Source organism: Sulfitobacter sp. SK012 (genome assembly GCF_003352085.1).
Lineage (GTDB): Bacteria > Pseudomonadota > Alphaproteobacteria > Rhodobacterales > Rhodobacteraceae > Sulfitobacter.
In genome coordinates this window covers 647,054-670,564 of sequence record NZ_CP025804.1, presented here as the reverse complement: position 1 = coordinate 670,564, position 23,511 = coordinate 647,054, and the positions used below count along the sequence as shown (strand labels likewise).

The 23,511-nt window shown below is 54.8% G+C and carries 36 protein-coding genes; 5 read left to right on the top strand and 31 right to left on the bottom strand.

Going from position 1 to position 23,511, the window contains the following annotated elements; genetic code table 11:
* Positions 1-9: 9 nt before the first annotated feature.
* Positions 10-492 (bottom strand): 50S ribosomal protein L15, encoded by a 483-nt coding sequence (rplO, locus tag C1J03_RS03365; RefSeq protein ID WP_114883688.1) that lies wholly within the window; start codon positions 490-492, stop codon positions 10-12.
* 543 nt (positions 493-1,035) lie between these two features.
* Between rplO and C1J03_RS25220 the strand changes: the two genes are divergently transcribed.
* Positions 1,036-1,467, top strand: a complete 432-nt coding sequence (locus tag C1J03_RS25220; RefSeq protein WP_162798434.1) for a hypothetical protein — start codon at positions 1,036-1,038, stop codon at positions 1,465-1,467.
* 71 nt (positions 1,468-1,538) lie between these two features.
* On the opposite strand, the gene rpmD is transcribed toward C1J03_RS25220, so the two are convergent.
* The 11 genes from rpmD to rpmC form a co-directional block, all read right to left on the bottom strand.
* Complete coding sequence (rpmD, locus tag C1J03_RS03355) at positions 1,539-1,727, bottom strand: 50S ribosomal protein L30 (protein ID WP_114883684.1); 189 nt, start codon at positions 1,725-1,727, stop codon at positions 1,539-1,541.
* Positions 1,728-1,729: 2 nt separating this feature from the next.
* Positions 1,730-2,308, bottom strand: coding sequence for a 30S ribosomal protein S5 (rpsE, locus tag C1J03_RS03350; RefSeq protein WP_114883682.1), 579 nt, complete (start codon positions 2,306-2,308; stop codon positions 1,730-1,732).
* 109 nt (positions 2,309-2,417) lie between these two features.
* Positions 2,418-2,777 (bottom strand): 50S ribosomal protein L18, encoded by a 360-nt coding sequence (rplR, locus tag C1J03_RS03345; RefSeq protein ID WP_114883680.1) that lies wholly within the window; start codon positions 2,775-2,777, stop codon positions 2,418-2,420.
* An 11-nt stretch (positions 2,778-2,788) separates the two neighbouring features.
* Positions 2,789-3,322, bottom strand: a complete 534-nt coding sequence (gene rplF / locus C1J03_RS03340) for a 50S ribosomal protein L6 (protein ID WP_114883678.1) — start codon at positions 3,320-3,322, stop codon at positions 2,789-2,791.
* Between the two features lie 10 nt (positions 3,323-3,332).
* Positions 3,333-3,725 (bottom strand): 30S ribosomal protein S8, encoded by a 393-nt coding sequence (rpsH, locus tag C1J03_RS03335; protein ID WP_114883676.1) that lies wholly within the window; start codon positions 3,723-3,725, stop codon positions 3,333-3,335.
* 12 nt (positions 3,726-3,737) lie between these two features.
* Complete coding sequence (gene rpsN / locus C1J03_RS03330) at positions 3,738-4,043, bottom strand: 30S ribosomal protein S14 (protein WP_114883674.1); 306 nt, start codon at positions 4,041-4,043, stop codon at positions 3,738-3,740.
* 18 nt (positions 4,044-4,061) lie between these two features.
* Positions 4,062-4,625 (bottom strand): 50S ribosomal protein L5, encoded by a 564-nt coding sequence (rplE, locus tag C1J03_RS03325; protein ID WP_114883673.1) that lies wholly within the window; start codon positions 4,623-4,625, stop codon positions 4,062-4,064.
* Positions 4,625-4,930: a 50S ribosomal protein L24 gene (gene rplX / locus C1J03_RS03320; protein WP_114883672.1), complete on the bottom strand. Its 306-nt coding sequence runs from the start codon at positions 4,928-4,930 to the stop codon at positions 4,625-4,627. Before rplX ends, rplE begins: the two co-directional genes overlap by 1 nt.
* A 2-nt stretch (positions 4,931-4,932) precedes the next feature.
* Positions 4,933-5,301, bottom strand: coding sequence for a 50S ribosomal protein L14 (gene rplN, locus C1J03_RS03315; protein WP_013963207.1), 369 nt, complete (start codon positions 5,299-5,301; stop codon positions 4,933-4,935).
* A gap of 72 nt (positions 5,302-5,373) precedes the next feature.
* Positions 5,374-5,613 (bottom strand): 30S ribosomal protein S17, encoded by a 240-nt coding sequence (gene rpsQ / locus C1J03_RS03310; RefSeq protein ID WP_114883671.1) that lies wholly within the window; start codon positions 5,611-5,613, stop codon positions 5,374-5,376.
* Between the two features lie 14 nt (positions 5,614-5,627).
* Positions 5,628-5,834, bottom strand: coding sequence for a 50S ribosomal protein L29 (gene rpmC, locus C1J03_RS03305; RefSeq protein WP_114883670.1), 207 nt, complete (start codon positions 5,832-5,834; stop codon positions 5,628-5,630).
* Positions 5,835-6,026: 192 nt separating this feature from the next.
* Between rpmC and C1J03_RS03300 the strand changes: the two genes are divergently transcribed.
* Positions 6,027-6,647 (top strand): 2OG-Fe(II) oxygenase family protein, encoded by a 621-nt coding sequence (locus C1J03_RS03300; protein ID WP_114888819.1) that lies wholly within the window; start codon positions 6,027-6,029, stop codon positions 6,645-6,647.
* Here C1J03_RS03300 and C1J03_RS03295 read toward each other — a convergent pair.
* The 7 genes from C1J03_RS03295 to C1J03_RS03265 form a co-directional block, all read right to left on the bottom strand.
* Positions 6,628-6,840 carry a hypothetical protein gene (locus C1J03_RS03295; protein WP_114883668.1) on the bottom strand — a complete coding sequence of 71 codons (213 nt, stop codon included), beginning with the start codon at positions 6,838-6,840 and terminating at the stop codon, positions 6,628-6,630. The genes C1J03_RS03300 and C1J03_RS03295 overlap by 20 nt on opposite strands.
* Positions 6,841-7,486: 646 nt before the next feature.
* Positions 7,487-7,900: a 50S ribosomal protein L16 gene (gene rplP / locus C1J03_RS03290; RefSeq protein ID WP_114883666.1), complete on the bottom strand. Its 414-nt coding sequence runs from the start codon at positions 7,898-7,900 to the stop codon at positions 7,487-7,489.
* Positions 7,901-7,911: 11 nt separating this feature from the next.
* The gene (gene rpsC, locus C1J03_RS03285) at positions 7,912-8,619 is read right to left on the bottom strand and encodes a 30S ribosomal protein S3 (RefSeq protein WP_114883664.1); all 708 of its coding nucleotides are present in this window, start codon (positions 8,617-8,619) and stop codon (positions 7,912-7,914) included.
* Positions 8,619-8,999 (bottom strand): 50S ribosomal protein L22, encoded by a 381-nt coding sequence (rplV, locus tag C1J03_RS03280; protein WP_114883662.1) that lies wholly within the window; start codon positions 8,997-8,999, stop codon positions 8,619-8,621. The genes rpsC and rplV overlap by 1 nt, the downstream gene beginning before the upstream one ends.
* 3 nt (positions 9,000-9,002) lie before the next feature.
* On the bottom strand, positions 9,003-9,281 hold the full coding sequence (rpsS, locus tag C1J03_RS03275; protein WP_114883660.1) for a 30S ribosomal protein S19: 279 nt from the start codon (positions 9,279-9,281) through the stop codon (positions 9,003-9,005).
* A gap of 3 nt (positions 9,282-9,284) precedes the next feature.
* Positions 9,285-10,127 carry a 50S ribosomal protein L2 gene (gene rplB / locus C1J03_RS03270; RefSeq protein WP_114883658.1) on the bottom strand — a complete coding sequence of 281 codons (843 nt, stop codon included), beginning with the start codon at positions 10,125-10,127 and terminating at the stop codon, positions 9,285-9,287.
* Between the two features lie 449 nt (positions 10,128-10,576).
* Positions 10,577-10,861 (bottom strand): hypothetical protein, encoded by a 285-nt coding sequence (locus C1J03_RS03265; RefSeq protein WP_114883656.1) that lies wholly within the window; start codon positions 10,859-10,861, stop codon positions 10,577-10,579.
* A gap of 429 nt (positions 10,862-11,290) precedes the next feature.
* On the opposite strand from C1J03_RS03265, the gene C1J03_RS03260 reads away from it, so the two are divergent.
* Positions 11,291-11,857 carry a GNAT family N-acetyltransferase gene (locus C1J03_RS03260; RefSeq protein WP_216825891.1) on the top strand — a complete coding sequence of 189 codons (567 nt, stop codon included), beginning with the start codon at positions 11,291-11,293 and terminating at the stop codon, positions 11,855-11,857.
* A 196-nt stretch (positions 11,858-12,053) separates the two neighbouring features.
* On the opposite strand, the gene C1J03_RS03255 is transcribed toward C1J03_RS03260, so the two are convergent.
* The 11 genes from C1J03_RS03255 to rpsL form a co-directional block, all read right to left on the bottom strand.
* Positions 12,054-12,260, bottom strand: coding sequence for a cold-shock protein (locus tag C1J03_RS03255; protein ID WP_025048099.1), 207 nt, complete (start codon positions 12,258-12,260; stop codon positions 12,054-12,056).
* A gap of 273 nt (positions 12,261-12,533) precedes the next feature.
* A complete protein-coding gene (locus C1J03_RS03250) occupies positions 12,534-12,830 on the bottom strand; it encodes a 50S ribosomal protein L23 (RefSeq protein ID WP_114883652.1) in 297 nt (98 codons plus the stop codon).
* Positions 12,827-13,444 carry a 50S ribosomal protein L4 gene (gene rplD, locus C1J03_RS03245; protein ID WP_114883650.1) on the bottom strand — a complete coding sequence of 206 codons (618 nt, stop codon included), beginning with the start codon at positions 13,442-13,444 and terminating at the stop codon, positions 12,827-12,829. The genes C1J03_RS03250 and rplD overlap by 4 nt, the downstream gene beginning before the upstream one ends.
* Complete coding sequence (gene rplC / locus C1J03_RS03240) at positions 13,441-14,319, bottom strand: 50S ribosomal protein L3 (RefSeq protein WP_114883648.1); 879 nt, start codon at positions 14,317-14,319, stop codon at positions 13,441-13,443. The genes rplD and rplC overlap by 4 nt, the downstream gene beginning before the upstream one ends.
* An 18-nt stretch (positions 14,320-14,337) precedes the next feature.
* Positions 14,338-14,655, bottom strand: coding sequence for a 30S ribosomal protein S10 (gene rpsJ / locus C1J03_RS03235; RefSeq protein WP_025063450.1), 318 nt, complete (start codon positions 14,653-14,655; stop codon positions 14,338-14,340).
* Between the two features lie 349 nt (positions 14,656-15,004).
* Positions 15,005-15,526, bottom strand: coding sequence for a hypothetical protein (locus tag C1J03_RS03230; protein ID WP_114883646.1), 522 nt, complete (start codon positions 15,524-15,526; stop codon positions 15,005-15,007).
* Positions 15,527-15,577: 51 nt separating this feature from the next.
* Positions 15,578-16,120, bottom strand: coding sequence for a hypothetical protein (locus C1J03_RS03225; protein WP_114883644.1), 543 nt, complete (start codon positions 16,118-16,120; stop codon positions 15,578-15,580).
* Between the two features lie 144 nt (positions 16,121-16,264).
* Positions 16,265-17,440 carry an elongation factor Tu gene (gene tuf / locus C1J03_RS03220; protein ID WP_114883529.1) on the bottom strand — a complete coding sequence of 392 codons (1,176 nt, stop codon included), beginning with the start codon at positions 17,438-17,440 and terminating at the stop codon, positions 16,265-16,267.
* Between the two features lie 87 nt (positions 17,441-17,527).
* On the bottom strand, positions 17,528-19,648 hold the full coding sequence (gene fusA, locus C1J03_RS03215; RefSeq protein ID WP_114883642.1) for an elongation factor G: 2,121 nt from the start codon (positions 19,646-19,648) through the stop codon (positions 17,528-17,530).
* Between the two features lie 73 nt (positions 19,649-19,721).
* Positions 19,722-20,192, bottom strand: a complete 471-nt coding sequence (gene rpsG, locus C1J03_RS03210) for a 30S ribosomal protein S7 (RefSeq protein ID WP_114883640.1) — start codon at positions 20,190-20,192, stop codon at positions 19,722-19,724.
* An 86-nt stretch (positions 20,193-20,278) separates the two neighbouring features.
* On the bottom strand, positions 20,279-20,650 hold the full coding sequence (rpsL, locus tag C1J03_RS03205) for a 30S ribosomal protein S12 (protein WP_114883638.1): 372 nt from the start codon (positions 20,648-20,650) through the stop codon (positions 20,279-20,281).
* Between the two features lie 344 nt (positions 20,651-20,994).
* Between rpsL and C1J03_RS03200 the strand changes: the two genes are divergently transcribed.
* Together C1J03_RS03200 and C1J03_RS03195 are read left to right on the top strand one after the other, a co-directional pair.
* Positions 20,995-21,801, top strand: a complete 807-nt coding sequence (locus C1J03_RS03200) for a putative rhamnosyl transferase (protein ID WP_114883636.1) — start codon at positions 20,995-20,997, stop codon at positions 21,799-21,801.
* 4 nt (positions 21,802-21,805) lie between these two features.
* Positions 21,806-22,627 carry a putative rhamnosyl transferase gene (locus C1J03_RS03195; RefSeq protein ID WP_254694165.1) on the top strand — a complete coding sequence of 274 codons (822 nt, stop codon included), beginning with the start codon at positions 21,806-21,808 and terminating at the stop codon, positions 22,625-22,627.
* On the opposite strand, the gene C1J03_RS03190 is transcribed toward C1J03_RS03195, so the two are convergent.
* On the bottom strand, positions 22,624-23,496 hold the full coding sequence (locus tag C1J03_RS03190) for a DMT family transporter (RefSeq protein WP_114888817.1): 873 nt from the start codon (positions 23,494-23,496) through the stop codon (positions 22,624-22,626). The genes C1J03_RS03195 and C1J03_RS03190 overlap by 4 nt on opposite strands.
* Positions 23,497-23,511: the final 15 nt, after the last annotated feature.

The following is a 23,511-nucleotide window of genomic DNA, read 5'->3' as shown; positions in this document are numbered from 1 at the left end:
AAGGTTGGGTTACTCAGCTGAAGCCGTCGCTACTGGCGCCGTCACTGTCAAGCTACCGCCCGCTTTTTCCACTGCCGCGATGGCGGATTTGGACGCACCAGTCACGCTTAGGTCAAGCTTGCCGGTCACATCGCCCTTTGCCAGAACGCGGATACCGTCCAGCTTGCGACGTACCAGGCCGGACGCAATCAACACATCTTCGTCGATGGCTTTTTTGCCATCAATCTTGCCTGCGTCCACGAATTTCTGGATCAGGCCAAGGTTGATAACGGAAAATTCTTTGCGGTTCGGCTTGTTAAAGCCACGCTTTGGCAAACGTTGGTACAAGGGCATCTGGCCGCCTTCGTAACCATTGATCGCAACACCCGAACGGGATTTTTGACCTTTGATACCACGGCCACCCATCTTACCGGTGCCGGAGCCTGGGCCACGACCAACGCGCTTGCGTCGTTTGGTTGCGCCATCATTGTCTGAAAGTTCATGCAGTTTCATTGTCGCTTCTCCTTTTGCCGGAAGTGCTCCCCAGCGACGGGAGTGAGCAAACGCGGCGTTACGATTCTAAGGCGGACACACAGGTCCACCGGGGGCGTATAGACCTAGCCGAACGCCCGTTCAACCCCCACCTATACTGCAACATTTCAAATCCATTGCGTTTTTGGCCGCCGGATGTCTGTGGCCCCTAAATCGGGCCCGTTGGGGTACGGTATTCCTTACCCTGAGCATGGATCATTTGACACACCTGTCCAAAAAGTTACGGTAATCCCAGCGGCACTATATTTTCAGCTGCGCACAACTAATTTTAGCGCCCTTTTGTTGGGCTACATTTTTCGGAGACGCGGTGTGTTTGAACCCGTAACTCATGGCATTTCGCCATGGCAATTGCTTGGTATGGCATCGGCACTTTTAAGCTGCTACGCCTTTTTTCCTTACATAAGAGACACTCTGGCAGAGCGCACCAGGCCTCAAAGGGCGTCTTGGCTCATCTGGTCAACTCTGGGCAGCGTCGCACTATGCTCACAGATCTACGAAGGAGCGGTGCAATCTCTTTGGTTCGCTGCAACGCAGGTTGGTGGCACAGTTTTGATCTTCCTGCTGTCGATCACTCGCGGTACCGGGCGTTGCTTGCAAGGCGGTGACTGCTGGGTGCTGGTGCTCGCTGGCATCGGATTGGCACTGTGGTCAATTACGGAAAATGCAGGCTACGCATTGGCGATTACGATTGCGATTTCACTGATTGGCGGGTCGGTGACCGTCACAAAGGCCCTCCGCGACCCAAGCTCAGAGACGATGGCGACTTGGGTGTGCTCGTTGCTGGCAGCGGTCCTCGCCATGCTGTCAGTCGGTCGCGTTGATTGGGTGCTGTTGGCCTACCCATTCTACCTCTTTGCCCTCAGCGGGGCGATCGTCGTTGCCATGATCCGCGGTCGGGAACGTCAGCTCCAGGTAGGATACCCTACGCTCCAATAAAAAACGCCCTACACATGATGCAGGGCGTCTAATAATTCAAAGCGAAGAGCTTGGGCCGTCTGCAGATGCAGTTAGCCTTTTTCTTCGATGATCTCGACCATATGCGAAATCTTCCGGATCATACCGCGAACAGACGGTGTATCTTCCAGCTCGCGCACACGGTGCATTTTGTTCAGACCCAAACCAACCAATGTTGCTTTCTGGTCTGCAGGGCGGCGGATGGGTGAACCCACCTGCTTGATGACGATCGTCTTGGCCATGCTTATGCCTCCTCAGTCGCGGGTGCTTGATCAACAACAGGCGCATCCTGCGTACGCAGAATGTCCGCAACCTTCTTGCCGCGACGCTGAGCGACAGAGCGAGGTGAGGATTCTTTACGCAGACCGTCCATCGTGGCGCGGATCATGTTGTAAGGGTTCTGCGAACCGATCGACTTGGACACAACGTCCTTAATGCCGAGCATTTCGAAGACAGCACGCATTGGACCACCAGCGATGATACCAGTACCTTCAGGAGCTGAACGCATGATAACTTTGCCGGCACCGTGGCGACCGTGCATGTCGTGGTGCAGTGTACGGCCTTCGCGCAATTGAACGCGGATCATCTGTCGCTTTGCCTGCTCGGTGGCTTTGCGAATGGCCTCAGGGACCTCTTTCGCTTTACCTTTGCCGAAACCGACGCGGCCTTTTTGATCGCCTACAACCACAAGAGCTGCAAAGCCAAAGCGCTTACCACCCTTAACGGTCTTGGAAACGCGGTTGATCGCGACAAGGCGGTCTGTGAATTCGGGGTTCTCATCGCGGTCGCGACGACCGCCCCGCTGGTTTGGATCTCTGGCCATGCTGGCCTCCTGTCAATGCGGGCGCAACATGGCACCCTCTTTATATCAATCCTAGTGGGCCAAAGCCCCCGGATCATCGAGGCGGCACATCACGTGCCGCCTTCAAGTCTTAGATCTTAAGGCCACCTTCACGTGCAGCTTCGGCCAAAGCCTTCACCTTACCGTGAAAAAGGAAACCACCCCGGTCGAAATAGGCCTCAGCAACACCAGCCTTCTTGGCACGTTCCGCGATTGCGGTACCCACCTTGGTTGCGGCATCGATGTTGTTCTTGCCCACAACGCCCAGATCTTTTTCGAGCGAAGATGCGGCGGCGAGAGTCTTGCCGTTCACATCGTCGATCAGCTGGACGCTGATGTTCTTGTTGGAGCGGTGCACCGAAAGGCGCATGCGCCCCGCGTTGACCTTGCGAAGCTTGTTCCGAACGCGCAGGCGGCGTTTCAGAAACAGTTGTCTTTTGCTGTTTGCCATCTGAGCTATCCTTACTTCTTCTTGCCTTCTTTGCGGAAGACGAACTCACCCTTGTAGCGGATGCCTTTGCCCTTATAGGGCTCGGGCTTGCGCCAAGCGCGGATGTTCGCAGCGACTTGACCAACAAGCTGTTCGTCAATGCCTTCCACAACGATTTCGGTTTGCTTTGGTGCTGTTACAGTGACGCCCTCAGGCGGCGTGTAATCAACATCGTGGCTCAAGCCGAGGTTCAGTCGCAAGGTGTTGCCGTTCATCGCGGCGCGGTAACCCACACCCTGAATTTCCAGCTCTTTCTTGAAACCATTTGTAACGCCAGTGACGAGGTTTTCCACCATCGTGCGGGACATACCCCACTGTTGACGTGCGCGCTTGGACTTGCCGCGCGGTGTCACAGTAACAATATTGTCCTCTACAGTGAAGGTCACATCATCAGTCGCCTTAAAGCTACGGGTCCCCTTAGGGCCTTTCACTTCGATGGTCTGGCCGGAAACGCTTGCGGATACTCCGCTGGGCATTTCGACCGGTTTTTTACCAATACGAGACATCGTTTTCTCCTTAGAATACGGTGCAGAGCACTTCGCCGCCAACGTTGGCAGACCGTGCAGATGCATCCGACATCACACCCTGTGGGGTGGAGACAATCGACACGCCAAGGCCCTGACGGACCACCGGAATATCATTGACGCCCATGTAGACGCGGCGACCAGGCTTTGAAATCCGCTTAAGTTCGCGAATAACAGGTTCACCTTCGTAGTACTTGAGGCTGATCTCGATGGCAGGGTGGCCGTCGGCGCCCGTCATCTTTTCGTAGCCGCGAATGTAGCCTTCATCAGCCAGCACATCCAATACCCAGGCGCGCAGCTTGGAAGCTGGCGTCATGACGGTGGACTTGCCGCGCATCGAAGAGTTACGAATGCGGGTCAGCATATCTGCGATAGGATCGTTCATAATATGCTCTCCTTACCAGCTCGACTTGACCATGCCCGGGATCTGGCCTGCTGAGCCAAGATCACGCAGCGCGATACGCGAGATTTTAAGTTTGCGGTAATAGGCGTGAGGACGGCCCGTCAACTGGCAGCGGTTGTGCAGACGCACAGCGCTTGAGTTGCGAGGCAGTTTTGCCAGCTTCAGCGAAGCGCGAAAACGCTCTTCCATCGGCTTGCTTTCGTCACTTACGATTTCCTTGAGAGCAGCACGCTTCGCGGCGAATTTCTTCACCAGCGCTTCACGCTTCTTCTCGCGTTCGATCATAGATTTCTTAGCCATGTCTAATCCTTCCCGCGCTTACGAGTTGAAGGGCATGTTGAAATGCTTCAACAGTGCCTTGGCTTCAGCGTCGTTATCCGCAGTCGTGGCGATAACGATGTCCATTCCCCAAGTTTCATCAACTTTATCAAAGTCGATTTCGGGGAACACGATGTGCTCCTTCATGCCCATGGCATAGTTGCCACGGCCGTCAAAGGATTTGCCTGGTACGCCGCGGAAGTCGCGGATACGAGGCATTGCGATCGTGATTAGACGGTCCAGGAATTCATACATCCGCTCGCCGCGCAGGGTCACTTTGGCCCCCAACGGCATATCTTCACGGACGCGGAAACCAGCGATGGATTTCTTGGCCAATGTGGTCAGCGCTTTTTGGCCAGCAATCGTGCTCAGGTCTTGCTGAGCAGATTTGGCTTTCTTGCTGTCACGTACAGCCGCGGCACCACAACCAATGTTCAGAACAATCTTGTCCAAACGCGGGATCATCATGTCGTTCTTGTAAGAGAACTCTTCCTTCATCGCAGGACGGATTGTGTCCATGTACTGCGCCTTCAGGCGGGGTGTGTATTTTGCATCGTCAAGCATCAGATCACATCCCCTGTTGTCTTGGCAAAGCGCACTTTTTTGTCGCCTTCCATCTTGAAACCAACGCGGGTGGCTTTGCCGTTCGCGTCTTTGATTGCCAGATTGCTCAGGTTAATCGGCATCGCCTTAGGGATGCGACCGCCCTGGTCTGTCTGGGTTTGGCGTGTTGCGCGGATAGAGATGTTAATCCCGTCCACGATGGCTTTGTTGGATTTTGGATCAACGGAGGCGATTGTGCCTTCTTTGCCCTTGTCCTTGCCAGTCAGCACGACAACCTTGTCACCTTTACGAAGTTTGGCAGCCATGACTACAGTACCTCCGGTGCAAGTGAGATGATTTTCATGAAGTTCTTCGCACGCAACTCACGCACAACTGGCCCAAAGATACGTGTGCCAATTGGCTCGTTGTTGTTGTTGAGGATAACTGCGGCATTGCGGTCGAAACGAATGGCGGTGCCATCGTCGCGACGTACTTCCTTGGCGGTGCGAACAACGACGGCCTTACGGACATCGCCTTTTTTCACACGACCGCGAGGGATGGCTTCCTTTACCGACACGACAATAATGTCGCCGACGGATGCGTACTTACGCTTGGAACCACCCAGTACCTTGATGCACTGAACACGGCGAGCGCCGCTATTGTCAGCAACATCCAGGTTGGTCTGCATCTGGATCATTTGGTTTCTCCCGACCTTTGGGGGGCCGATGCGTGGCCTTCTCCCCCAGGGTTTCGATTAAGCAGGTAGGACTTATGCCTCAGCGGCAGTCAGCACTTCCCAACGTTTGGTTTTCGAGCGAGGCGCACATTCAATGATGCGGACGCTATCGCCCACTTTGAATGTGTTTTGTTCGTCGTGGGCCCGATACTTCTTGGACCGACGGATTGTCTTTTTCAGAACTGGGTGCGTAAAGCGACGCTCAACGGATACAGTTACTGTTTGTGCATTGGCATCGGATGTCACGGTGCCTGTCAGGATACGCTTGGGCATTTCTCAGGCTCCTCTTATTCCGCTGTCGCCGCAGAAGCGGCTTTTTGGTTCAACACTGTTTTAACACGGGCTGCGTCACGCTTAACGGAGCGCAAACGTGCAGGGTTTTCCAGCTGGCCAGTGGCTTGCTGAAAGCGCAGGTTGAATGCTTCTTTCTTGAGATTGACAAGCTCATCGCGGAGCTGGTCCGGCGTCTTGTCATGTAGTTCTTTGGCGTTCATTGACGCTGTCCTTTTCAACATCACCGGCAGGCCGCAAAAGCGTGACCCTGATTCCCGATGGAGTGGGGTGAAGTCCGCCGTATAGGAGGGTTATCTGCGTGGCGCAACCCCTTATCCCGCTGGGCTGTGGGACGTTTGGGATGTGTATCAAGGATGCTGGCGACTGACCAAGCAGTGCGTTATGAACAAGACATGTCAGATATCAAATCGCTCTTTGCGACCCGCCTTTATCACGCCGCCCTGTCAGAGCGCGGCAAACCCGTCGATGCAGAAGAGTTGGAAGCGTCGTGCCTTTCCGTCGCCGAGGATGACGAAGCAGGGCAAAACTGGTGCGAGGAAAACGACTTTCCCGGCTACACGTCTTATGCATCCCTGACCGACCTGCCCTGGCGCTTTCCGATCTTCAAAGATCTCAAAAAGGCCTTGGATAAGCATGTGAAGGCCTTCGCCAAGGATCTTGCCTTTGATTTGGATGGCAAAAAGCTAAAGCTGGACAGTCTTTGGATCAACATCTTGCCTGAGGGCGGCATCCACACGGCGCACATCCATCCTCATTCGGTGATTTCTGGTACAACTTACGTGGCAATGCCCGAAGGCGCTTCAGCTATTAAGTTCGAAGACCCCCGTCTGGCGATGATGATGGCCTCACCTGCCCGGGCAAAAGACGCGCCCGAAGCGCTGCGGCAATTCATCTATGTCGCCCCCAATGTCGGGGACGTGCTGCTCTGGGAAAGCTGGCTGCGTCACGAAGTCCCTATGAACATGGTAGAAGACGACCGCATCAGCGTTAGCTTTAACTACGCTTGGGGGTAGCCAGCTTTCTGGCGTCATCGATCGCCTTCACGGCGGCCTTTTCTTCTTTGGTCATTTTGTTGCCCCACTGATTGTTACTGAGGCCAAGGTCCGCAGGCATCGGCTTTGTCTTGCCCTTTTTGATCTCACCACCTTTGTTGAGAAACTGCTGGATGAGGTCCTCGTCTGTGGTCGGTTTGGGAACTTGTTTCATAGTGGGGTAACCTTTGTGCAGCTGTTGAGGTTCCGCACAATGATAGGCGTCTGGCCGGACATTGGCCAGTGCCTGAAGAGCTGACTAAGCTCGTTAAATCATAACGCGCCCAAACCGAAAGGTAGGCGAGATAGGAGCGCCCTGTTGGGGTGGTCAGGGCACTACCCACCCAGACGCCACTTATAGTCTACATTCTCTTTGCGCATTTGATCCGCAAGAGGCTCGGCATTTGCGCCCACGATCAGTTCTTGATGAGTTGAACCAAAGCGAACGTTAAGTTCTTTTTCCTCGGGGAAACGCCCAATTGCCAGACTGCGGGCAACATCAAAGCAATTTGAACTAACCCATCAACAAATTTCAACCCGTCGAAAAGCTGCCGCATTCATTCTCCACCGGCATTAGCAGCAATTCTTGATAATTGGGCAGCTGCAGTTCCCGCAAAGGCAAGCAGAGCTATCGAAAACCCGGCGGCTAAACTCAAACTCACGAACTCAAGGGTCGCCAGTTACTTTCTCCAATCTTCGCATAAAAAAGCCCCCGCCGATTTCTCAGCGGGGGCTTTTCTTATTCTACCGTTGGCGGAACGGGCATTTGCGGTGCAACGATCCTGCATCCGCTACATCGCCCCGCTAGCGGGGCAATGGGTTTACCAGTCTTCGCGTACAACGACGCGTGTTTTGATCGGCAGCTTCATCGCAGCGAGGCGCAGGGCTTCGCGGGCGATGTCGTCATTGACGCCATCGATTTCAAACATAACGCGGCCAGGTTTGACTTTGCAGGCCCAGTAATCGACGGAACCTTTACCCTTACCCATCCGAACTTCGGTAGGCTTGGAGGTTACCGGCACGTCCGGGAAAATCCGGATCCAGACACGGCCCTGACGCTTCATGTGACGCGTCATGGCACGACGTGCGGCTTCGATTTGACGCGCGGTAACGCGCTCAGGCTGCAACGCTTTTAGACCGTAGGTGCCAAAGTTCAGGTCAGACCCGCCCTTTGCTAAGCCTTTGATACGGCCTTTGTGCTGCTTGCGGAATTTCGTCCGTTTTGGCTGTAGCATCTATCTACTCCCTAACGACGACCGCCGGCACCGCGAGGTGCTGGACCGTCTTGAAGTTCCTGTAACTTACGATCATGCGCGGATGGATCATGTTCCATGATCTCACCTTTAAAGATCCATGTCTTAATGCCGATGATGCCATAAGCAGTCATCGCCTCAACATGGGCATAATCGATATCGGCACGAAGTGTGTGCAATGGCACGCGACCTTCACGGTACCATTCGGTACGCGCGATTTCAGCACCACCAAGACGACCCGCAAGGTTCACGCGGATGCCCAAGGCGCCCATACGCATGGCGTTCTGCACGGCACGTTTCATGGCGCGGCGGAAAGAAACCCGGCGCTCCAGCTGCTGTGCAATGCTTTCGCCAACCAATGCCGCGTCCAGTTCGGGCTTACGAACCTCAACAATGTTGAGGTGCAGCTCGGACTCGGTGATCTTGGCGATTTTCTGACGCAGACCTTCGATGTCTGCACCTTTCTTGCCAATGATCACACCCGGACGTGCTGTGTGGATCGTAACGCGGCACTTCTTATGCGGACGTTCGATGATCACACGGGCGATACCAGCCTGATGACACTCTTTCTTGATGAAAGCGCGGATGGCGAGGTCTTCAAGCAGAAGGTCACCATAGTCTTTCGTGTCGGCGTACCAGCGGCTGTCCCAAGTGCGGTTAACCTGAAGGCGCATGCCAATCGGATTTACTTTGTTACCCATTAGGCTTGCTCCTCAACTTGACGCACGATGATCGTGATTTCCGAGAACGGCTTGATAATCTTGCCGAAACGGCCACGTGCCCGCGGACGACCACGCTTCATGATCAGGTTCTTACCGACATAGGCCTCGGCCACGATCAGTTCATCCACGTCGAGGTTGTGGTTGTTTTCGCCATTTGCAATCGCGGATTGAAGGCATTTCTTCACATCCAGCGCGATCCGCTTTTTGGAGAACGTCAGGTCCGTAAGGGCCTTGTCCACCTTTTTGCCGCGAATCATTGCTGCAACGAGGTTCAGTTTTTGCGGGCTGGTACGCAGCATGCGCAGTTTTGCACGTGCTTCGTTATCTGCCACGCGGCGGGGATTTTTATCCTTGCTCATGGCTTATTTCCGCTTCGCTTTTTTATCGGCGGAGTGACCATAGTAGGTCCGCGTTGGTGAAAATTCACCAAACTTTTGACCGATCATCTCTTCGCTGATGTTTACTGGGATGTGCTTACGACCGTTGTACACGCCGAACGTCAAGCCAACAAATTGTGGCAGGATCGTAGAGCGACGCGACCAGATCTTGATCACTTCGTTGCGGCCGCTTTCACGGGACGCTTCGGCCTTCTTGAGGACATAGCTGTCGACAAAAGGACCTTTCCATACTGAACGAGACATCTATTAACGCCCCTTCTTCTTGGCGTGCCGCGAGCGGATGATCAGCTTGCTTGACGCTTTGTTCTTGTTCCGGGTTTTTGCACCCTTTGTCGGCTTGCCCCATGGCGTCACCGGGTGACGACCACCAGACGTACGGCCTTCACCACCACCGTGCGGGTGATCGATCGGGTTCATCACGACACCACGTACAGAAGGACGGATGCCCTTGTGACGCATGCGGCCCGCTTTACCGTAGTTCTGGTTGGAGTTGTCAGGGTTGGACACGGCACCAACGGTGGCCATGCATTCCTGACGTACCAGGCGCAGTTCGCCCGAGCTGAGACGGATCTGAGCATAACCACCATCACGGCCAACGAACTGAGCATAGGTGCCCGCCGCACGCGCGATCTGACCACCCTTACCGGCCTTCATCTCGATGTTGTGGACAATCGTACCGATAGGCATGCCAGAGAAAGGCATCGCGTTACCGGGTTTGATGTCGGCCTTGGCAGAGGCGATGATCTTGTCGCCAACAGCAAGACGCTGAGGGGCAAGCACATAGGCCTGCTCGCCATCGTCATATTTTACCAGTGCGATAAACGCAGTCCGGTTCGGGTCATATTCGATCCGCTCAACGGTGGCTGCGATATCCAGCTTGTTCCGTTTGAAATCTACGATCCGGTAGAGGCGCTTTGCACCACCACCCTTGCGACGCATCGTGATCCGTCCGGTGTTGTTCCGTCCGCCATTTTTGGTCAAACCCTCTGTGAGGGCTTTAACCGGGCGGCCTTTCCAAAGCTCCGAACGGTCGATCAGTACCAGCCCACGCTGGCCTGGCGTCGTCGGTTTGTACGACTTTAGTGCCATGTTGTCTGTCTTCCGTTTTGCTTGTGAGCGGCGCGAGGGCCGCTGTGGTTTGTAGGCCCCCGTAGGTGCCCGTAGAGATGTTCTTGCGAACAAAGGCAAAGCCCCGGACGAATCCGGGGCTATGTCGATGGTGTCGTTTAGGTTAGGGCGCAGGACGGGTCAAGGTCTTAGCTGCGCAAATCCGCCCGAAACCTCATGAACATAAGGTGCCGCCCTTAAAGCGGGTGCAGAAGGTGGCCCCTAGCCTCGCGGCTTAGGCTTGCCATCTGTTGCTGCACGAAATTTGGCACTATGCAGACCGATACATCCAGACACATCAGCTCCCGTTAGGCTCTGTAACCAAGATTGCTGTTGGACCATTGGCTTACCCACAGCTGCATAGCCCAAGATGCAAACAACGCCCCGGAATACCGGAGCGTTGTTGTGTTCAATTTCGGCAGGCGAACCGTCTAGCCGCTTGCAAAGATACTTCCAGCTTCCATGCTGTTCATAGACATCGGTAATTCATCAGCTGCCTGAGCGCGAATTTCCGCAACTTTGGCCTGCGCAGCGTTTGCAGTCGCTTCGTCGGAGTATGAAGTCACGACGGTAAAGGTCAGATCACCTGTGCGGATCATCTGAACACCAGACGCCCCTACCGCGAGGATGAGCGGCACGAATTTATCTCGTGCAATCGCTTCAAGCTCGTCATTCCATTCCGTCGTTGTCCAATGAGATATTGATGAAAATGCCATCTGATTATTCCTTTGTTTCTTACAATAATTGAAGCGTCGCATAGCTTGCCGAAAACCCAAAGCCAAAACTGGACGGCGGAATGACAGTTCGGCAATTCAGGTGATGCGCCCTACGTTCGTAAAGACAGCGAGTCCCAGCTCTAGCTGCCGGTCCTACATACTTCGCTTTGGGCTCCAAACAAGCATCTGGCGTTTTTGCCCAACCAATACACGAACGCGACGACTGTACGCTGGTAAAGCAGTCATTGACCACTTGCCCGAAAATGATCCAAAATTTGAACTCGCGATGCGACACTGATCGCGGCCATAATTTGGAGGACTTGCAGGTTGGGGGATCAAGGGATCGTTATTCGGGGAATGTCTTGTGCGGACAATGTCGAGATGTCGCGGCTTCTTGGAGACGTCTTCAGCAGACGAGATCCTCCTGCAATGGCGACTCAGTTCTCACCCAGAAAACTCGAAAAGATTGCCGCCATATTCGGAACGAAATCCGCAAGGGAAGGCTTGTCTTCAGTCGCTGTGGAATCGGTTTCCGGTGAAATTGTCGGCGCTGTCCTAACACATGATTTTGGCCGGGCACCTCCGAGTGAAATTGAGGACGTAGACCTGAGCTCCGAACCGGTAATTGCGCTCCTGGATGAGCTGGAGGAAATTTTTGCAAACGCTCATGAAATTGGGCCCGGTGAATTTTTGCACATATTCATGATTGCTGTGCGTGATGATTTCTCAGGGAAAGGGATTGCGCAAAACTTGGTACAGTCTTGCTTAGAGCAGGCAAAAAACCTCGGGTACGGTTTGGCCTTCACCGAGGCAACAAACCAAATATCACAACGGGTTTTCAAAAATGTCGGCTTCGACGAACTTCATTTGATCGGCTACAGTACTTTCGAATTTCACGGACGAAAGCCATTTCAAGGGATCAGCCAACATCGAGGCTGCGCGTTAATGGAAATGGATTTATCCACATACCCGGATCGCTCGCTGACTACCGGATAGCCATTCCAAGCCTGGTGGCTTGACTCGAAACAGACATTCGAGGCCTGCGTCGGGAGCCTTGCTCATTCGCGACAGTGCCGCCGGCTGCACAGGCACTCAGAACATAAGGCGCAGGGTCCACAAATGAAAAAGGGCGCATCGTTCCCGATACGCCCCTCCAATTCATTCAAACATTGCTCCCCGCGGGGAACCCGGCTTATGCCAGTTGGATGTTTGTTGCGCTTTCGCGGCCGTCACGGCCTGCTTCGATGTCGAAAGTCACTTTTTGGTCGTCGCTCAGACCTGTAAGGCCTGCCTGCTCAACGGCAGAGATGTGTACGAACACGTCTTTGCTGCCGCCATCGGGGGCGATAAAACCGAAACCTTTAGTTGTGTTGAACCATTTGACTGTACCAGTGGCCATTGTTGTATTCCTTAATAGTGTCTGCCCGCAGGATGCGGCAGGTCGGCTAAGTCAGTGATAGATCGTATGACTGAGCCGTAAGGAGCAGTAATGCCGATAGATATAGTAACGTCGCAGGTGCCGAATGCGCCATTTCCACATCAAATGCAAGCATTTATTATCGGGCAGTGACTGCAACAGCGGTATTCAGCCGCTCCGCATACCCACCTGCCCCAACACAAAAGGCCCCCGCTGATGCGAGGGCCCTTCGTAATTCATATTCAACCTAGAGCTTTACAGCCCGGTGGAAACGTCAATCGTATTGCCCTCTTCGAGCGTAACGTAAGCCTTCTTGACGTCGCGACGTGTGCCGAGTTGGCCACGGAAGCGCTTTACTTTGCCTTTGGTGATGGTCGTGTTCACGGCCTTCACCTTCACACCAAACAATGCCTCAACGGCCTCTTTGATCTGTGGCTTGTTGGAGCCAATGGCCACCTCAAAAACAACAGCGTTGTTTTCGGATGCCATGGTCGCCTTTTCAGTGATGATCGGCTTGCGGATCACATCGTAGTGTTCATGCTTGGCGGTCATTTCAATCGGGCCTCCAGTGCTTCGATCCCCGCTTTGGTGATCACAAGTGTATCACGCTTGAGGATGTCATAGACGTTAGCGCCCATCGTTGGCAGGATATCCAGGCCTTCGATGTTGCGCGCGGCTTGCGCAAAGTTCTCGTTTACGGCTGCACCGTCGATGATCAACGCGCGCTTCCAACCGAGTGCTTTGACCTGCTTGGCCAGAGCGGCGGTTTTGCCGTCCGAGGATGCATCTTCGATGATAACCAGCGTACCCGCTTTTGCCTTTGCAGACAGTGCGTGGCGCAGGCCCAGCTTACGAAACTTCTTGGTCAACTCATGGCCGTGGCTACGGGGCGTTGGGCCCTTATAGATACCACCACCACGGAAGATCGGTGCAGAACGTGCGCCGTGGCGTGCGCCGCCGGTGCCTTTCTGACGATAGATCTTCTTGGTCGAATAGCTGACCTCGGAGCGTGTCTTTACCTTGTGCGTACCGGCTTGCGCATTGTTGCGCTGCCAGCGGACGACGCGGTGCAGGATGTCGGCGCGTGGCTCAAGACCAAACAGGGCCTCGTCCAAGTCTACCGAACCGGCCTTGCCGCCGTCGAGTTTGATGACATCAAGTTTCATTCGTCACCTTCCTTCTTCTCAGCTTCGGGCGCAGCACCTGCGTCGTCTGCTTTATCGGCTGCGATATCAGCTTCTGCGGCTTTCAGCTGTTCTGCTTCTGCGGCGGCTTGCTCTTCTGCAAGGCGTGCTGCTTCTGCTTCTGCTTCGGCTGCTGCGGCTGCGGCTGCTTCTTCGGCTGCTTTCGCGGCTTCCTTGGCAGCGGATGCCAAAGCAGCGGGAACGATAGCACTGTCAGGGAACGGCTTCTTCACCGCATCCTTAACTGTCACCCAACCACCTTTGGAGCCGGGAACAGCGCCTTTGACCATGATCAATCCACGCGCCGTGTCGGTCTTTACGACCTCAAGGTTCTGCGTGGTGACACGGGCAGCGCCCATGTGACCGGCCATTTTCTTGCCTTTGAAAACTTTACCCGGGTCCTGACACTGACCTGTAGAGCCATGCGAACGGTGGCTGATCGAAACACCGTGTGTCGCGCGCAAACCGCCGAAGTTGTGACGCTTCATCGCACCCTGAAAGCCTTTACCGATAGACGTACCCGCCACATCGACATACTGGCCTGCAAAGTAATGATCCGCGATGATTTCCTCACCGACAGCGATCATAGCATCGGCGTCCACACGGAACTCCGCTACCTTGCGCTTGGGCTCAACCTTAGCAGCGGCAAAGTGGCCCCGCATCGCCTGAGATGTCCGTTTGACCTTGGCTGTACCGGCACCGAGCTGAACAGCTGTGTAGCCGTCCTTCTCATTGGTACGCTGTGCAACAACCTGAAGGCCATCGAGCAGAAGAACGGTTACAGGGATCTGCTTTCCGTCTTCCATGAATAGACGGGTCATGCCCATCTTTTTTGCAATAACGCCTGAGCGCAACATAATATTACCCTCCTACGATTAAGACTGCAGCTTGATCTCGACGTCCACACCAGCAGCCAAGTCGAGCTTCATCAGCGCGTCTACGGTCTGGGGGGTCGGATCAACGATATCCAGCAGGCGCTTGTGCGTGCGGATTTCGAACTGGTCACGGGATTTCTTGTCAACGTGGGGACCACGTAGAACGGTGAATTTTTCGATTTTGTTCGGCAGCGGAATTGGGCCGCGAACAGAAGCGCCTGTGCGCTTAGCAGTGTTGACGATTTCCTGAGTGGAGGCATCAAGCACCCGGTAGTCAAACGCCTTCAGGCGAATGCGGATGTTTTGGCTAGCAGCCATGTGCAAATCCCTTACATTGGGATGTCAACGGATTGGAGGAGAACCGCTCATCGGCCCGCCTCATCGCGTCTTGGTGTCAAAACCAAACAGGGCGCGTGTTGACGCACCCCGAGCGGTTGACGGTGCTATAGGGGGGTTAGGCTTGGGTGGCAAGTCCCTGCGAAGCGATCACGCAACTTTCTTTCCGGCCCGCTCGTGGTCTATGTGCGTGGCTGCCGTCCGCGACAATCACAGGCCCGTTAAACTGGCAGATTTGGTCTTCCCAGCCAAAGAGATTTTCAACGCGCTTCGGCGTTTTTTAACTAGGGTCACGAGGCCGCCTCATCAATCGCAAAGAGCGGGATTTTTGTTAAAGCGCCGTCCAAAGCTGCAACAACGCAAGCATCCCAAATGACACACAGGTCGCAATGAGCGCGCGGACAAATCGGCCACGCTTTAGCTCCCGCAGTTTCGATACCTTGAGAAGCTCAAAAGAGAGCTCAGACACCCAGTCGCTGCCATGGACGGCGCTCTGAAGGTCTTCAACCGTCTTATGACGGGCGGTCTCAACATAAAGTACGCGCCGCAACACTACCTCTGTGCCTGCCTTCACCTGTGGGGCGAGCCGGCGCGACGGATAAAGGACATACCCAAACAGAAACAACGGAGCCATGACGATCAGCCAGAACAGCAAAATATACAGAGGCTCTCCACCGCTTGCCCCTGGCAAACCGCCCACAACGACCGCTACGATATTGAGTGCGAAAGTGTAACCGATCCCAACGATCTGCGCTTTGGTGTCATACGCCCGGACGGTCGCCTGCGCTTCTTCAAGCGCTACTTGTAGGAATTTGAGATCATCGGCGCGCGTAGATGGCTCAGTATGTGACATGATCTGCCTTCACCGCTGCGCCGGACGTAACCTGCCGCGTCATTTGGGGGGTCAGTCCTGCCGCTTTATAAATGCTGTGATTTCTTTTTCCGGCACTGCATTTCTAACTCTGCGAAAGAGCAGATTCAAACCACCTTCGGTCAAAGTCCGGTGGTACTCCTGCAACTCATATTCACCGACAGTGTTGATATAGAGCGAATAAACGGTGAACGTGTCGCCCTCAAACCGTGCCCAGACAAACGGTTCCCCCTTTAAAGGGTCAAGCGGAACTTGCTTCCCAAAGAGGTTCGATTTCATTGCGGAGCTATAAATGCTGGGTCGTTGGCTAGGGTCGAAATCCACCATAAAGACCTTCTCCGCAACGTCGCCATCGTTGCGATAAATCACTGACGTCCAACGCAGGGTGAAGCCGTCACCATCCGCCTCGATCAAGGTCTTGATATCTCGCGGCTTTGCTTCGTCACCGATTACAACATCCGCACTGCCTTCGTAGTTGCCGACAAAGCGATCGAAATCTGCCGCCCAAACGCTGAGCGGAGAAAGGATAAATACGGCCAAACAAACCGTGCGCAAAGAGTGTAGGAGATTCTTCATACCAAATCCTAACCTAGCAGCAACAAAATGTCAGTGCCTTAACGCCGCAAAATTCGCGCGGCTCTTGAACGCAAAACGGCCACCCAATTGGGTGGCCGCTTGCAAAGCTTGTTGTGAGGTGGACGATCTGCCCACCTCGATTGATCACTCAGTGATCTTGGATACCACGCCGGCACCAACCGTACGGCCACCTTCGCGGATCGCAAAGCGCAGGCCTTGCTCCATAGCGATCGGCGCAATCAGCTCAACGTCGAACTTCAGGTTGTCGCCCGGCATGACCATTTCTGTGCCCTCGGGCAGGTTCACGGTACCGGTCACATCCGTCGTACGGAAGTAGAACTGTGGACGATAGTTCGCAAAGAATGGCGTGTGACGGCCACCTTCATCTTTGGTCAAGATATACGCCTCGGCCTCGAACTTTGTGTGTGGCATAACCGACTTCGGCTTACACAGAACCTGACCGCGTTCAACACCTTCACGGTCGATGCCGCGCAACAAAACGCCAACGTTATCGCCAGCTTCACCACGATCCAGCAACTTGCGGAACATTTCAACACCAGTACACGTCGTTGTCTTCGTGTCGCGGATGCCAACGATTTCGATGCTGTCGCCCACGTTGATCACGCCACGCTCAATACGACCGGTCACAACCGTACCACGGCCAGAGATCGAGAACACATCTTCCACCGGCAACAAGAACGGCTGGTCAATCGCGCGCTCGGGCGTTGGGATCCATTCGTCAACAGCTGCCATCAGCTTTTTGATCGACTCTTCGCCAATCTCAGGATCGCGGCCTTCCAAGGCTGCAAGTGCAGAGCCCGGTACAACAGGCATGTCGTCGCCGTTGTACTCATACTTGCTAAGCAGTTCACGGATTTCCATTTCGACCAGCTCAAGCAGCTCGTCGTCATCAACCTGATCCACCTTGTTCATGTAGACAACCATCTCTGGGATACCAACCTGGCGGCCCAGCAGGATGTGCTCGCGCGTCTGGGGCATTGGACCGTCGGCCGCGTTCACAACCAAGATCGCGCCGTCCATCTGGGCAGCACCGGTGATCATGTTCTTGACGTAGTCCGCGTGGCCGGGGCAATCGACGTGCGCATAGTGACGTGCTTCAGTCTCATATTCCACGTGCGCTGTGGAAATCGTGATCCCACGGGCTTTTTCTTCGGGCGCGCCGTCAATTTGGTCATACGCTTGGAAGTCACCAAAATACTTGGTGATCGCCGCTGTCAGCGTCGTCTTGCCGTGGTCAACGTGGCCAATCGTGCCAATGTTCACGTGCGGCTTGTTACGTTCAAACTTTTCCTTTGCCATGGTGTGGCTCCTTTTTCAGTCTTTGGGTGGTGGGCGAATAGCCCACCCTACGATTTGGGTAGGGCGGGGTTGTCCCCGCCGTCCCGATTATGCAAATTTGGCCTGAATCTCGTCGGAGATGTTCTGTGGCACACCTTCGTAGTGGTCGAACTGCATCGAGAAGTTCGCACGACCCGACGACATTGACCGCAACGTGTTGATGTAGCCGAACATGTTGGCGAGCGGTACAAAAGCTTCGATAGCAATCGCGTTGCCGCGAGTGTCTTGACCCTGTACCTGACCACGACGTGAAGTCAGATCGCCGATGATGCCGCCTGTGTATTCTTCAGGTGTCACCACTTCGACCTTCATGATCGGTTCCAGCAATTTCGCGCCGGCTTTCTTCATGCCTTCACGCATCCCCATGCGACCTGCGATTTCAAACGCAAGAACACTGGAGTCAACGTCGTGGTATTTGCCTTCGATCAGCGCCACTTTGAAGTCGATGACCGGGAAGCCCGCCAATGGACCGGAGTCCATGACTGATTTGATCCCTTTTTCGACACCAGGGATGTATTCCTTTGGCACCGAACCACCAACAACACGAGACTCGAACGAATAACCTTCGCCGGGTTCTGTCGGAGTGATGATCATCTTCACTTCAGCGAACTGACCTGAACCACCCGATTGCTTCTTGTGGGTGTAAACGATCTCAGCTTCGCGGCTGACAGTCTCACGATATGCCACTTGTGGCGCACCGATGTTGGCTTCAACTTTGAATTCACGCTTCAGACGATCAACCAAGATATCGAGGTGAAGTTCGCCCATGCCCTTCATGATGGTCTGACCGGATTCGATATCCGTTTCAACGCGGAAGGATGGATCCTCGGCAGCCAGACGGGCCAAACCGGTGGACATCTTCTCTTGGTCGGCCTTTGTTTTAGGCTCAACCGCGATTTCGATAACCGGATCGGGGAACGTCATGGTTTCCAGAACCACAGGATCGTTGACCGCACAAAGCGTGTCACCTGTTGTGGTGTCTTTCAGACCTGCAAGCGCGATGATGTCACCCGCAAATGCTTCCGTGATTTCTTCACGGTCGATAGCGTGCATCATCATCATACGACCAACGCGCTCTTTCTTACCCTTAGTCGAGTTCAAAAGAGTGTCGCCCTTGCTCAGAGTACCCGAATAGACGCGAGTAAACGTGAGAGAGCCAACAAAAGGGTCGTTCATGATCTTAAATGCGAGGCCAGAGAACGCCATATCATCATCCGCACGGCGCGGGATGTCACGTATTTCTTCTTCGTCACCGGGCTTAAAGCCCATGTAATCAACAACATCCAGCGGGCTGGGCAGATAGTCGATTACAGCGTTGAGAAGGAACTGAACACCTTTGTTCTTGAACGCGGAACCGCCCAGAACAGGAACGAAAGCCATAGACAACGTACCCTTACGCAGCAATGCACGAAGCGTCGCAACGTCCGGCTCTGCGCCGTCCATCAGGTAGTTTTCCATCGCGTCGTCGTCCATTTCGACGGCGGCTTCGATCATCTTGCCACGCCATTCGGTGGCCATGTCCAGCAAATCAGCGCGGATCGGGCGTTTTTCCCAAGTCGCGCCAAGATCTTCACCGATGTAGACCCACTCGACCATGGTCACGAGGTCAATAAGACCTTCAAGCTCTGTCTCTGCACCAATCGGAACACCGACTGGAATGGCTGTGGCACCTGTACGGTCTTCGATCTGTGCAACACAGTTGAAGAAGTCCGCGCCGATTTTGTCCATCTTGTTGACGAACACAATGCGTGGAACTTTGTAACGGTCGGCCTGACGCCAAACAGTTTCAGTCTGCGGCTCAACGCCGGCGTTACCGTCAAGAACGGTAACCGCGCCATCGAGAACAGCCAAAGAACGCTCAACTTCAATCGTGAAGTCAACGTGACCCGGCGTGTCGATGATGTTCATGCGGTGCTTAGCAGAATCCGGCGTTACGCCGTCTTCTGTGCGTTCCCAGAATGTCGTCGTCGCAGCGGAAGTAATAGTAATACCCCGTTCCTGCTCCTGCTCCATCCAGTCCATTGTCGCAGCGCCGTCGTGCACTTCGCCAATGTTATGCTCTTTACCCGTGTAATACAGGATACGTTCGGAACATGTGGTTTTACCGGCGTCGATATGCGCGATGATACCAAAGTTACGGTACAGTTCGAGGGGATAGTCGCGTGCCATTTGAAAGCTTCCTCAGGAGTGTGCTTTGAAAAAGGTCAGGAGCCCAGCGGATCCGGGCCCCGATCTCAATATCTTACCAGCGGTAGTGGCTGAATGCTTTGTTCGCATCGGCCATCTTGTGCGTGTCTTCACGCTTTTTGACGGCTGTACCGCGCGATTGCACCGCATCCATTAGCTCGCCTGCAAGACGCTCTTCCATGGTGTTCTCGTTGCGCGAACGCGCAGCTTTGATCAACCAACGGATCGCCAACGCCTGACGACGCTCTGGACGCACTTCGACGGGCACCTGGTAGGTGGCACCACCAACGCGGCGCGAACGCACTTCGACGGATGGCTGGATGTTATCGAGCGCTTCGTGGAAAACTTCCACAGGGGCGCGCTTAATCTTGGTCTCAACCCGGTCGAGAGCGTTATAAACAATACGCTCCGCGACGGATTTCTTACCGTCGATCATTAGGTTGTTCATGAATTTGGACAATACCAGATCACCATACTTGGCGTCTGGCAGGATTTCGCGTTTTTCAGCGGCGTGACGGCGTGACATTTAGGTGTCTTCCTCTTAGCGGGCGGCAGGGATTAACCCCGCGCAAGTGTCGGATGGTCTGGCGGGGATCGCCCCCGCCACGAGAATTACTTCGGACGCTTGGCACCGTACTTCGAACGACGCTGTTTACGGTCCTTGACGCCCTGGGTATCCAAAACACCACGCAGAATGTGGTAACGGACACCGGGAAGGTCTTTGACACGGCCGCCACGGATCAGAACCACAGAGTGCTCCTGAAGGTTGTGCGACTCACCCGGAATATAGCTGATGACTTCGAAACCGTTTGTCAGGCGCACTTTGGCAACCTTACGCATGGCCGAGTTCGGCTTTTTCGGTGTCGTTGTATAAACGCGCGTACAAACGCCACGTTTTTGCGGACACGCTTCTAGGTGCATAGACTTCGAGCGTTTAACTTTGGGCTGGCGCGGTTTGCGGATCAGCTGTTGGATCGTTGGCATTCAGGATTTCCCCGTTTAGCTTCACATGGGTGCATGAAGGAGCATCCTCCATGCGACAAAATTCGACCACTTCGCGCGTCCGCAAAGCATTTGGACCGCAACGTTTCCGTACCGAGGAAAACGAGGCGGTGGGCTAACAGAGGACCGGGCCGATAGGGGGCCGGATCGTGACCACTTAAGTTCTGATTTCAGTGCATAGGGCGACCCCTAGCTCCGATATAAAGCGGCGTATAAGAGGAGTCGCGCAGCCTGTCAACACTACCTGCCCGTCGATCCGGGTTGCCAACGCGGCTGCCCTCCGCCCATAGTCTGCGCAACCGCCGTCAGCACCCGGAGACGCCTTAATGCAGACCATCGGCCTGTGCCGTTTTTCCTACCCCGCTTTGGGCGGATTTCAAGTGGAACACGACACAACCGACGACCGCATCCGCTATCTCTACGGCGAGGCGAGGCTGGAAGAACGTTTTCGCCTGTTGGAAACCGTCGCCCTGCCCTGCCTCAAGCACCAAACGGACGATGATTTTGAGCTGATCATCGTGATTGGCGATCAATTGCCAAAACATCACTTGGATCGCTTGCATGCCCTCGTTGAGGACATGCCACAGGTGCGCCTGCACGCGGAACCCCCACGTCCGCAGCGCGAGGTGATGAAGGAGATCCTAAATAGCGCGCGTCGAAAACCAAATGAACCCTGCTTGCAGTTTCGCTATGATGATGATGACGCGGTCGCCGTAGATTTCATCGATAAACTGCGCGCCGCCTCTGCGGATTGCGCTGCCCTGACGGCCAAACATCGCACCGTCGCGTTTGATTGGAACAAGGGTTTCGTTGCAGAATTTGGGCCAAAGGGTATCGCCGCGACCGAAATTTTTCGCCCTTTCTATGTTGCCGGCCTGGGGATGCAGATCAAAGGGGGCAGCCCGCTGACGATCATGAACTTTGCCCATGAAAAAATCAGCCGCTTTATGCCTACTGTGAGTTTTGAGGGCCCAGCCATGTTTGTGCGCAGTCACAACACGTCTAATGACAGCCGACAAAAGCCGGTCAAACCTGTGCCTGTCACCCCCCTGACCGTCAAACAAGAAGCCATGTTCCGGGATCGCTTTGCCATCGATGCAGACACCGTACAGCGCGTTTTTACCGACGGATAGCACCTTGCAGACCTCCATCAAGACCATCGGCATCTGCCGGTTTTCATATGCCGGCATGGGCGGGTTTCAGGTCGAGCACCCTGACCTCCCCGCCCGTGAGGCTTTCCTTTATGACCCTGTCCGAATGGAGGAACGCTTTCGCCTGTTCGAGGCAATCACCCTGCCGTCGGTCGCTGGCCAAACCGACCCGGACTTCACGTTTCTGATTGTGACGGGCGACAGCCTACCGGACGCCTATATGACCCGGTTGCGCGCGCTGACCGAACGCATTCCGCAAACCATGATCCGCAGCTATCCGCCCCTGCCCCACCGCAAGGTCATGAAACGCGCCATCAACGAAGCGCGCGGGGATGCGGACACCCCATGCCTTCAATTTCGGCTGGATGATGACGATGCAATGGCGGTGACCTTCGTCGCCCGCCTCAAGCAAACCGCGTTAGATTTGCGCAGCCTTTGGGACAGGCACCCCGCAATCGCCATCGATTTCAACAAAGGTTACGTTTTTACAGCTGGCCCCGAAGGCATCAGCGTTTGGGCCTATAAATATCAGTACTCAGCCATAGCACTTGGGATGTTGGTGCAGCCTGGCCATACCGATACGATCATGAACCACGGCCATCAGAACCTGTGGAAGACGATGCCGACTGTGACCTTTACCGACGAAGACATGATGATGCGCGGCCATAATGACTTCAACGACTCGCGTCAAAAAGCACGACGGAACGTGTTTGATTATCAGCCTTTGGACTCAGGCCAAGCCGCGTATTTCAAAAAAACGTTCAACATCGATAATGCGGTGGTGAGGCGTATCTTTTCAGTGGGTTAAGGCGCTAGACGTCGGGCGCGCTGTTCGCGGTATAGCGTGAACAAACCAGTGCCAACTACAATTGCCGCCCCCAGAAGCGTCAATGCGCGCGGCACTTCGCCGAAAACAAGATAGCCGACCAACATCGCCGCAATCAGGCCCGCATATCGAAACGGAGCCACAAAAGACACCTCGCCCACCCGCATGGCCTGAATGCTGCAATAGTACCCCCCGACGATGAAGAACGACGCCACCGCGATCAACCCGCCAACCTGCGGCGTGACCGCGGCCCATGGCTGCGCCAGGGACGCCAAACCCGCAGCAACCATGACCAACACAGAAGTTGTTAAGGTTACTGTAATGCCAGGGACCGCCGCGGACAGCACACGCGTGCTGAGGTCGCGCACCGTGACGCAGCACACCGCGATCAGCGCATAAAGCGACCAGACGTTGAACCCTTCGGCGCCCGGTCGCACGATCAAAAGCACACCGCCAAATCCAATAGCAATCGCAAGCACGCGCCGCCATCCAACCGCCTCGCGCAACACCACAGCCGACGCGAGCGTGACCGTCAGCGGCAATACCTGCAGGATCGCTGTCAGGTTGCCGATGGGCATGTTGAACAGTGCTGAGAGGAAAAAGTATGCCCCTGCAATTTCGGCAATGCCGCGCAGCGTGATCAACGCCCAATCGCGCCGCGGCAAACGAAACCGCAACGGACCAATGCTTCTGGCAAGAACCAAGATCATCCCGCTTGATAAAACGCCGCGCAAAAAGATCAGTTGAAAGAGCGGCACTTCGCCACCGGTCAGCTTAACAAACGTGTCATTGAGCGTGAACGCTGCCATCCCCGCGACCATCAAGAACGCACCGATAAGATTGGGGGACATCGCAACGCGCCTTTC

What these genes read in the sequence shown, in the direction of transcription:
- C1J03_RS03230 (WP_114883646.1), bottom strand. Translation starts at nt 15,526, where the DNA reads ATGTCACATACTGAGCCATCTACGCGCGCCGATGATCTCAAATTCCTA.
- C1J03_RS03265 (WP_114883656.1), bottom strand. Translation starts at nt 10,861, where the DNA reads ATGGCATTTTCATCAATATCTCATTGGACAACGACGGAATGGAATGAC.
- rplR (WP_114883680.1), bottom strand. Translation starts at nt 2,777, where the DNA reads ATGGCAAACAGCAAAAGACAACTGTTTCTGAAACGCCGCCTGCGCGTT.
- C1J03_RS03260 (WP_216825891.1), top strand. Translation starts at nt 11,291, where the DNA reads ATGGCGACTCAGTTCTCACCCAGAAAACTCGAAAAGATTGCCGCCATA.
- C1J03_RS03200 (WP_114883636.1), top strand. Translation starts at nt 20,995, where the DNA reads ATGCAGACCATCGGCCTGTGCCGTTTTTCCTACCCCGCTTTGGGCGGA.
- rplX (WP_114883672.1), bottom strand. Translation starts at nt 4,930, where the DNA reads ATGGCTGCCAAACTTCGTAAAGGTGACAAGGTTGTCGTGCTGACTGGC.
- tuf (WP_114883529.1), bottom strand. Translation starts at nt 17,440, where the DNA reads ATGGCAAAGGAAAAGTTTGAACGTAACAAGCCGCACGTGAACATTGGC.
- rplP (WP_114883666.1), bottom strand. Translation starts at nt 7,900, where the DNA reads ATGCTACAGCCAAAACGGACGAAATTCCGCAAGCAGCACAAAGGCCGT.
- rplN (WP_013963207.1), bottom strand. Translation starts at nt 5,301, where the DNA reads ATGATCCAGATGCAGACCAACCTGGATGTTGCTGACAATAGCGGCGCT.
- rpsS (WP_114883660.1), bottom strand. Translation starts at nt 9,281, where the DNA reads ATGTCTCGTTCAGTATGGAAAGGTCCTTTTGTCGACAGCTATGTCCTC.
- rplF (WP_114883678.1), bottom strand. Translation starts at nt 3,322, where the DNA reads ATGTCTCGTATTGGTAAAAAACCGGTCGAAATGCCCAGCGGAGTATCC.
- rpmD (WP_114883684.1), bottom strand. Translation starts at nt 1,727, where the DNA reads ATGGCCAAGACGATCGTCATCAAGCAGGTGGGTTCACCCATCCGCCGC.
- rpmC (WP_114883670.1), bottom strand. Translation starts at nt 5,834, where the DNA reads ATGAACGCCAAAGAACTACATGACAAGACGCCGGACCAGCTCCGCGAT.
- rpsQ (WP_114883671.1), bottom strand. Translation starts at nt 5,613, where the DNA reads ATGCCCAAGCGTATCCTGACAGGCACCGTGACATCCGATGCCAATGCA.
- rpsC (WP_114883664.1), bottom strand. Translation starts at nt 8,619, where the DNA reads ATGGGTAACAAAGTAAATCCGATTGGCATGCGCCTTCAGGTTAACCGC.
- C1J03_RS03250 (WP_114883652.1), bottom strand. Translation starts at nt 12,830, where the DNA reads ATGACCGCCAAGCATGAACACTACGATGTGATCCGCAAGCCGATCATC.
- rpsG (WP_114883640.1), bottom strand. Translation starts at nt 20,192, where the DNA reads ATGTCACGCCGTCACGCCGCTGAAAAACGCGAAATCCTGCCAGACGCC.
- C1J03_RS03295 (WP_114883668.1), bottom strand. Translation starts at nt 6,840, where the DNA reads ATGAAACAAGTTCCCAAACCGACCACAGACGAGGACCTCATCCAGCAG.
- rpsE (WP_114883682.1), bottom strand. Translation starts at nt 2,308, where the DNA reads ATGGCCAGAGATCCAAACCAGCGGGGCGGTCGTCGCGACCGCGATGAG.
- C1J03_RS03300 (WP_114888819.1), top strand. Translation starts at nt 6,027, where the DNA reads ATGTCAGATATCAAATCGCTCTTTGCGACCCGCCTTTATCACGCCGCC.
- rpsN (WP_114883674.1), bottom strand. Translation starts at nt 4,043, where the DNA reads ATGGCTAAGAAATCTATGATCGAACGCGAGAAGAAGCGTGAAGCGCTG.
- rplC (WP_114883648.1), bottom strand. Translation starts at nt 14,319, where the DNA reads ATGTTGCGCTCAGGCGTTATTGCAAAAAAGATGGGCATGACCCGTCTA.
- rplO (WP_114883688.1), bottom strand. Translation starts at nt 492, where the DNA reads ATGAAACTGCATGAACTTTCAGACAATGATGGCGCAACCAAACGACGC.
- rplD (WP_114883650.1), bottom strand. Translation starts at nt 13,444, where the DNA reads ATGAAACTTGATGTCATCAAACTCGACGGCGGCAAGGCCGGTTCGGTA.
- rpsH (WP_114883676.1), bottom strand. Translation starts at nt 3,725, where the DNA reads ATGAACGATCCTATCGCAGATATGCTGACCCGCATTCGTAACTCTTCG.
- rplE (WP_114883673.1), bottom strand. Translation starts at nt 4,625, where the DNA reads ATGCTTGACGATGCAAAATACACACCCCGCCTGAAGGCGCAGTACATG.
- rplB (WP_114883658.1), bottom strand. Translation starts at nt 10,127, where the DNA reads ATGGCACTAAAGTCGTACAAACCGACGACGCCAGGCCAGCGTGGGCTG.
- C1J03_RS03255 (WP_025048099.1), bottom strand. Translation starts at nt 12,260, where the DNA reads ATGGCCACTGGTACAGTCAAATGGTTCAACACAACTAAAGGTTTCGGT.
- C1J03_RS03190 (WP_114888817.1), bottom strand. Translation starts at nt 23,496, where the DNA reads ATGTCCCCCAATCTTATCGGTGCGTTCTTGATGGTCGCGGGGATGGCA.
- rpsJ (WP_025063450.1), bottom strand. Translation starts at nt 14,655, where the DNA reads ATGGCTGCTAGCCAAAACATCCGCATTCGCCTGAAGGCGTTTGACTAC.
- rpsL (WP_114883638.1), bottom strand. Translation starts at nt 20,650, where the DNA reads ATGCCAACGATCCAACAGCTGATCCGCAAACCGCGCCAGCCCAAAGTT.
- rplV (WP_114883662.1), bottom strand. Translation starts at nt 8,999, where the DNA reads ATGAGCAAGGATAAAAATCCCCGCCGCGTGGCAGATAACGAAGCACGT.
- C1J03_RS03225 (WP_114883644.1), bottom strand. Translation starts at nt 16,120, where the DNA reads ATGAAGAATCTCCTACACTCTTTGCGCACGGTTTGTTTGGCCGTATTT.
- fusA (WP_114883642.1), bottom strand. Translation starts at nt 19,648, where the DNA reads ATGGCACGCGACTATCCCCTCGAACTGTACCGTAACTTTGGTATCATC.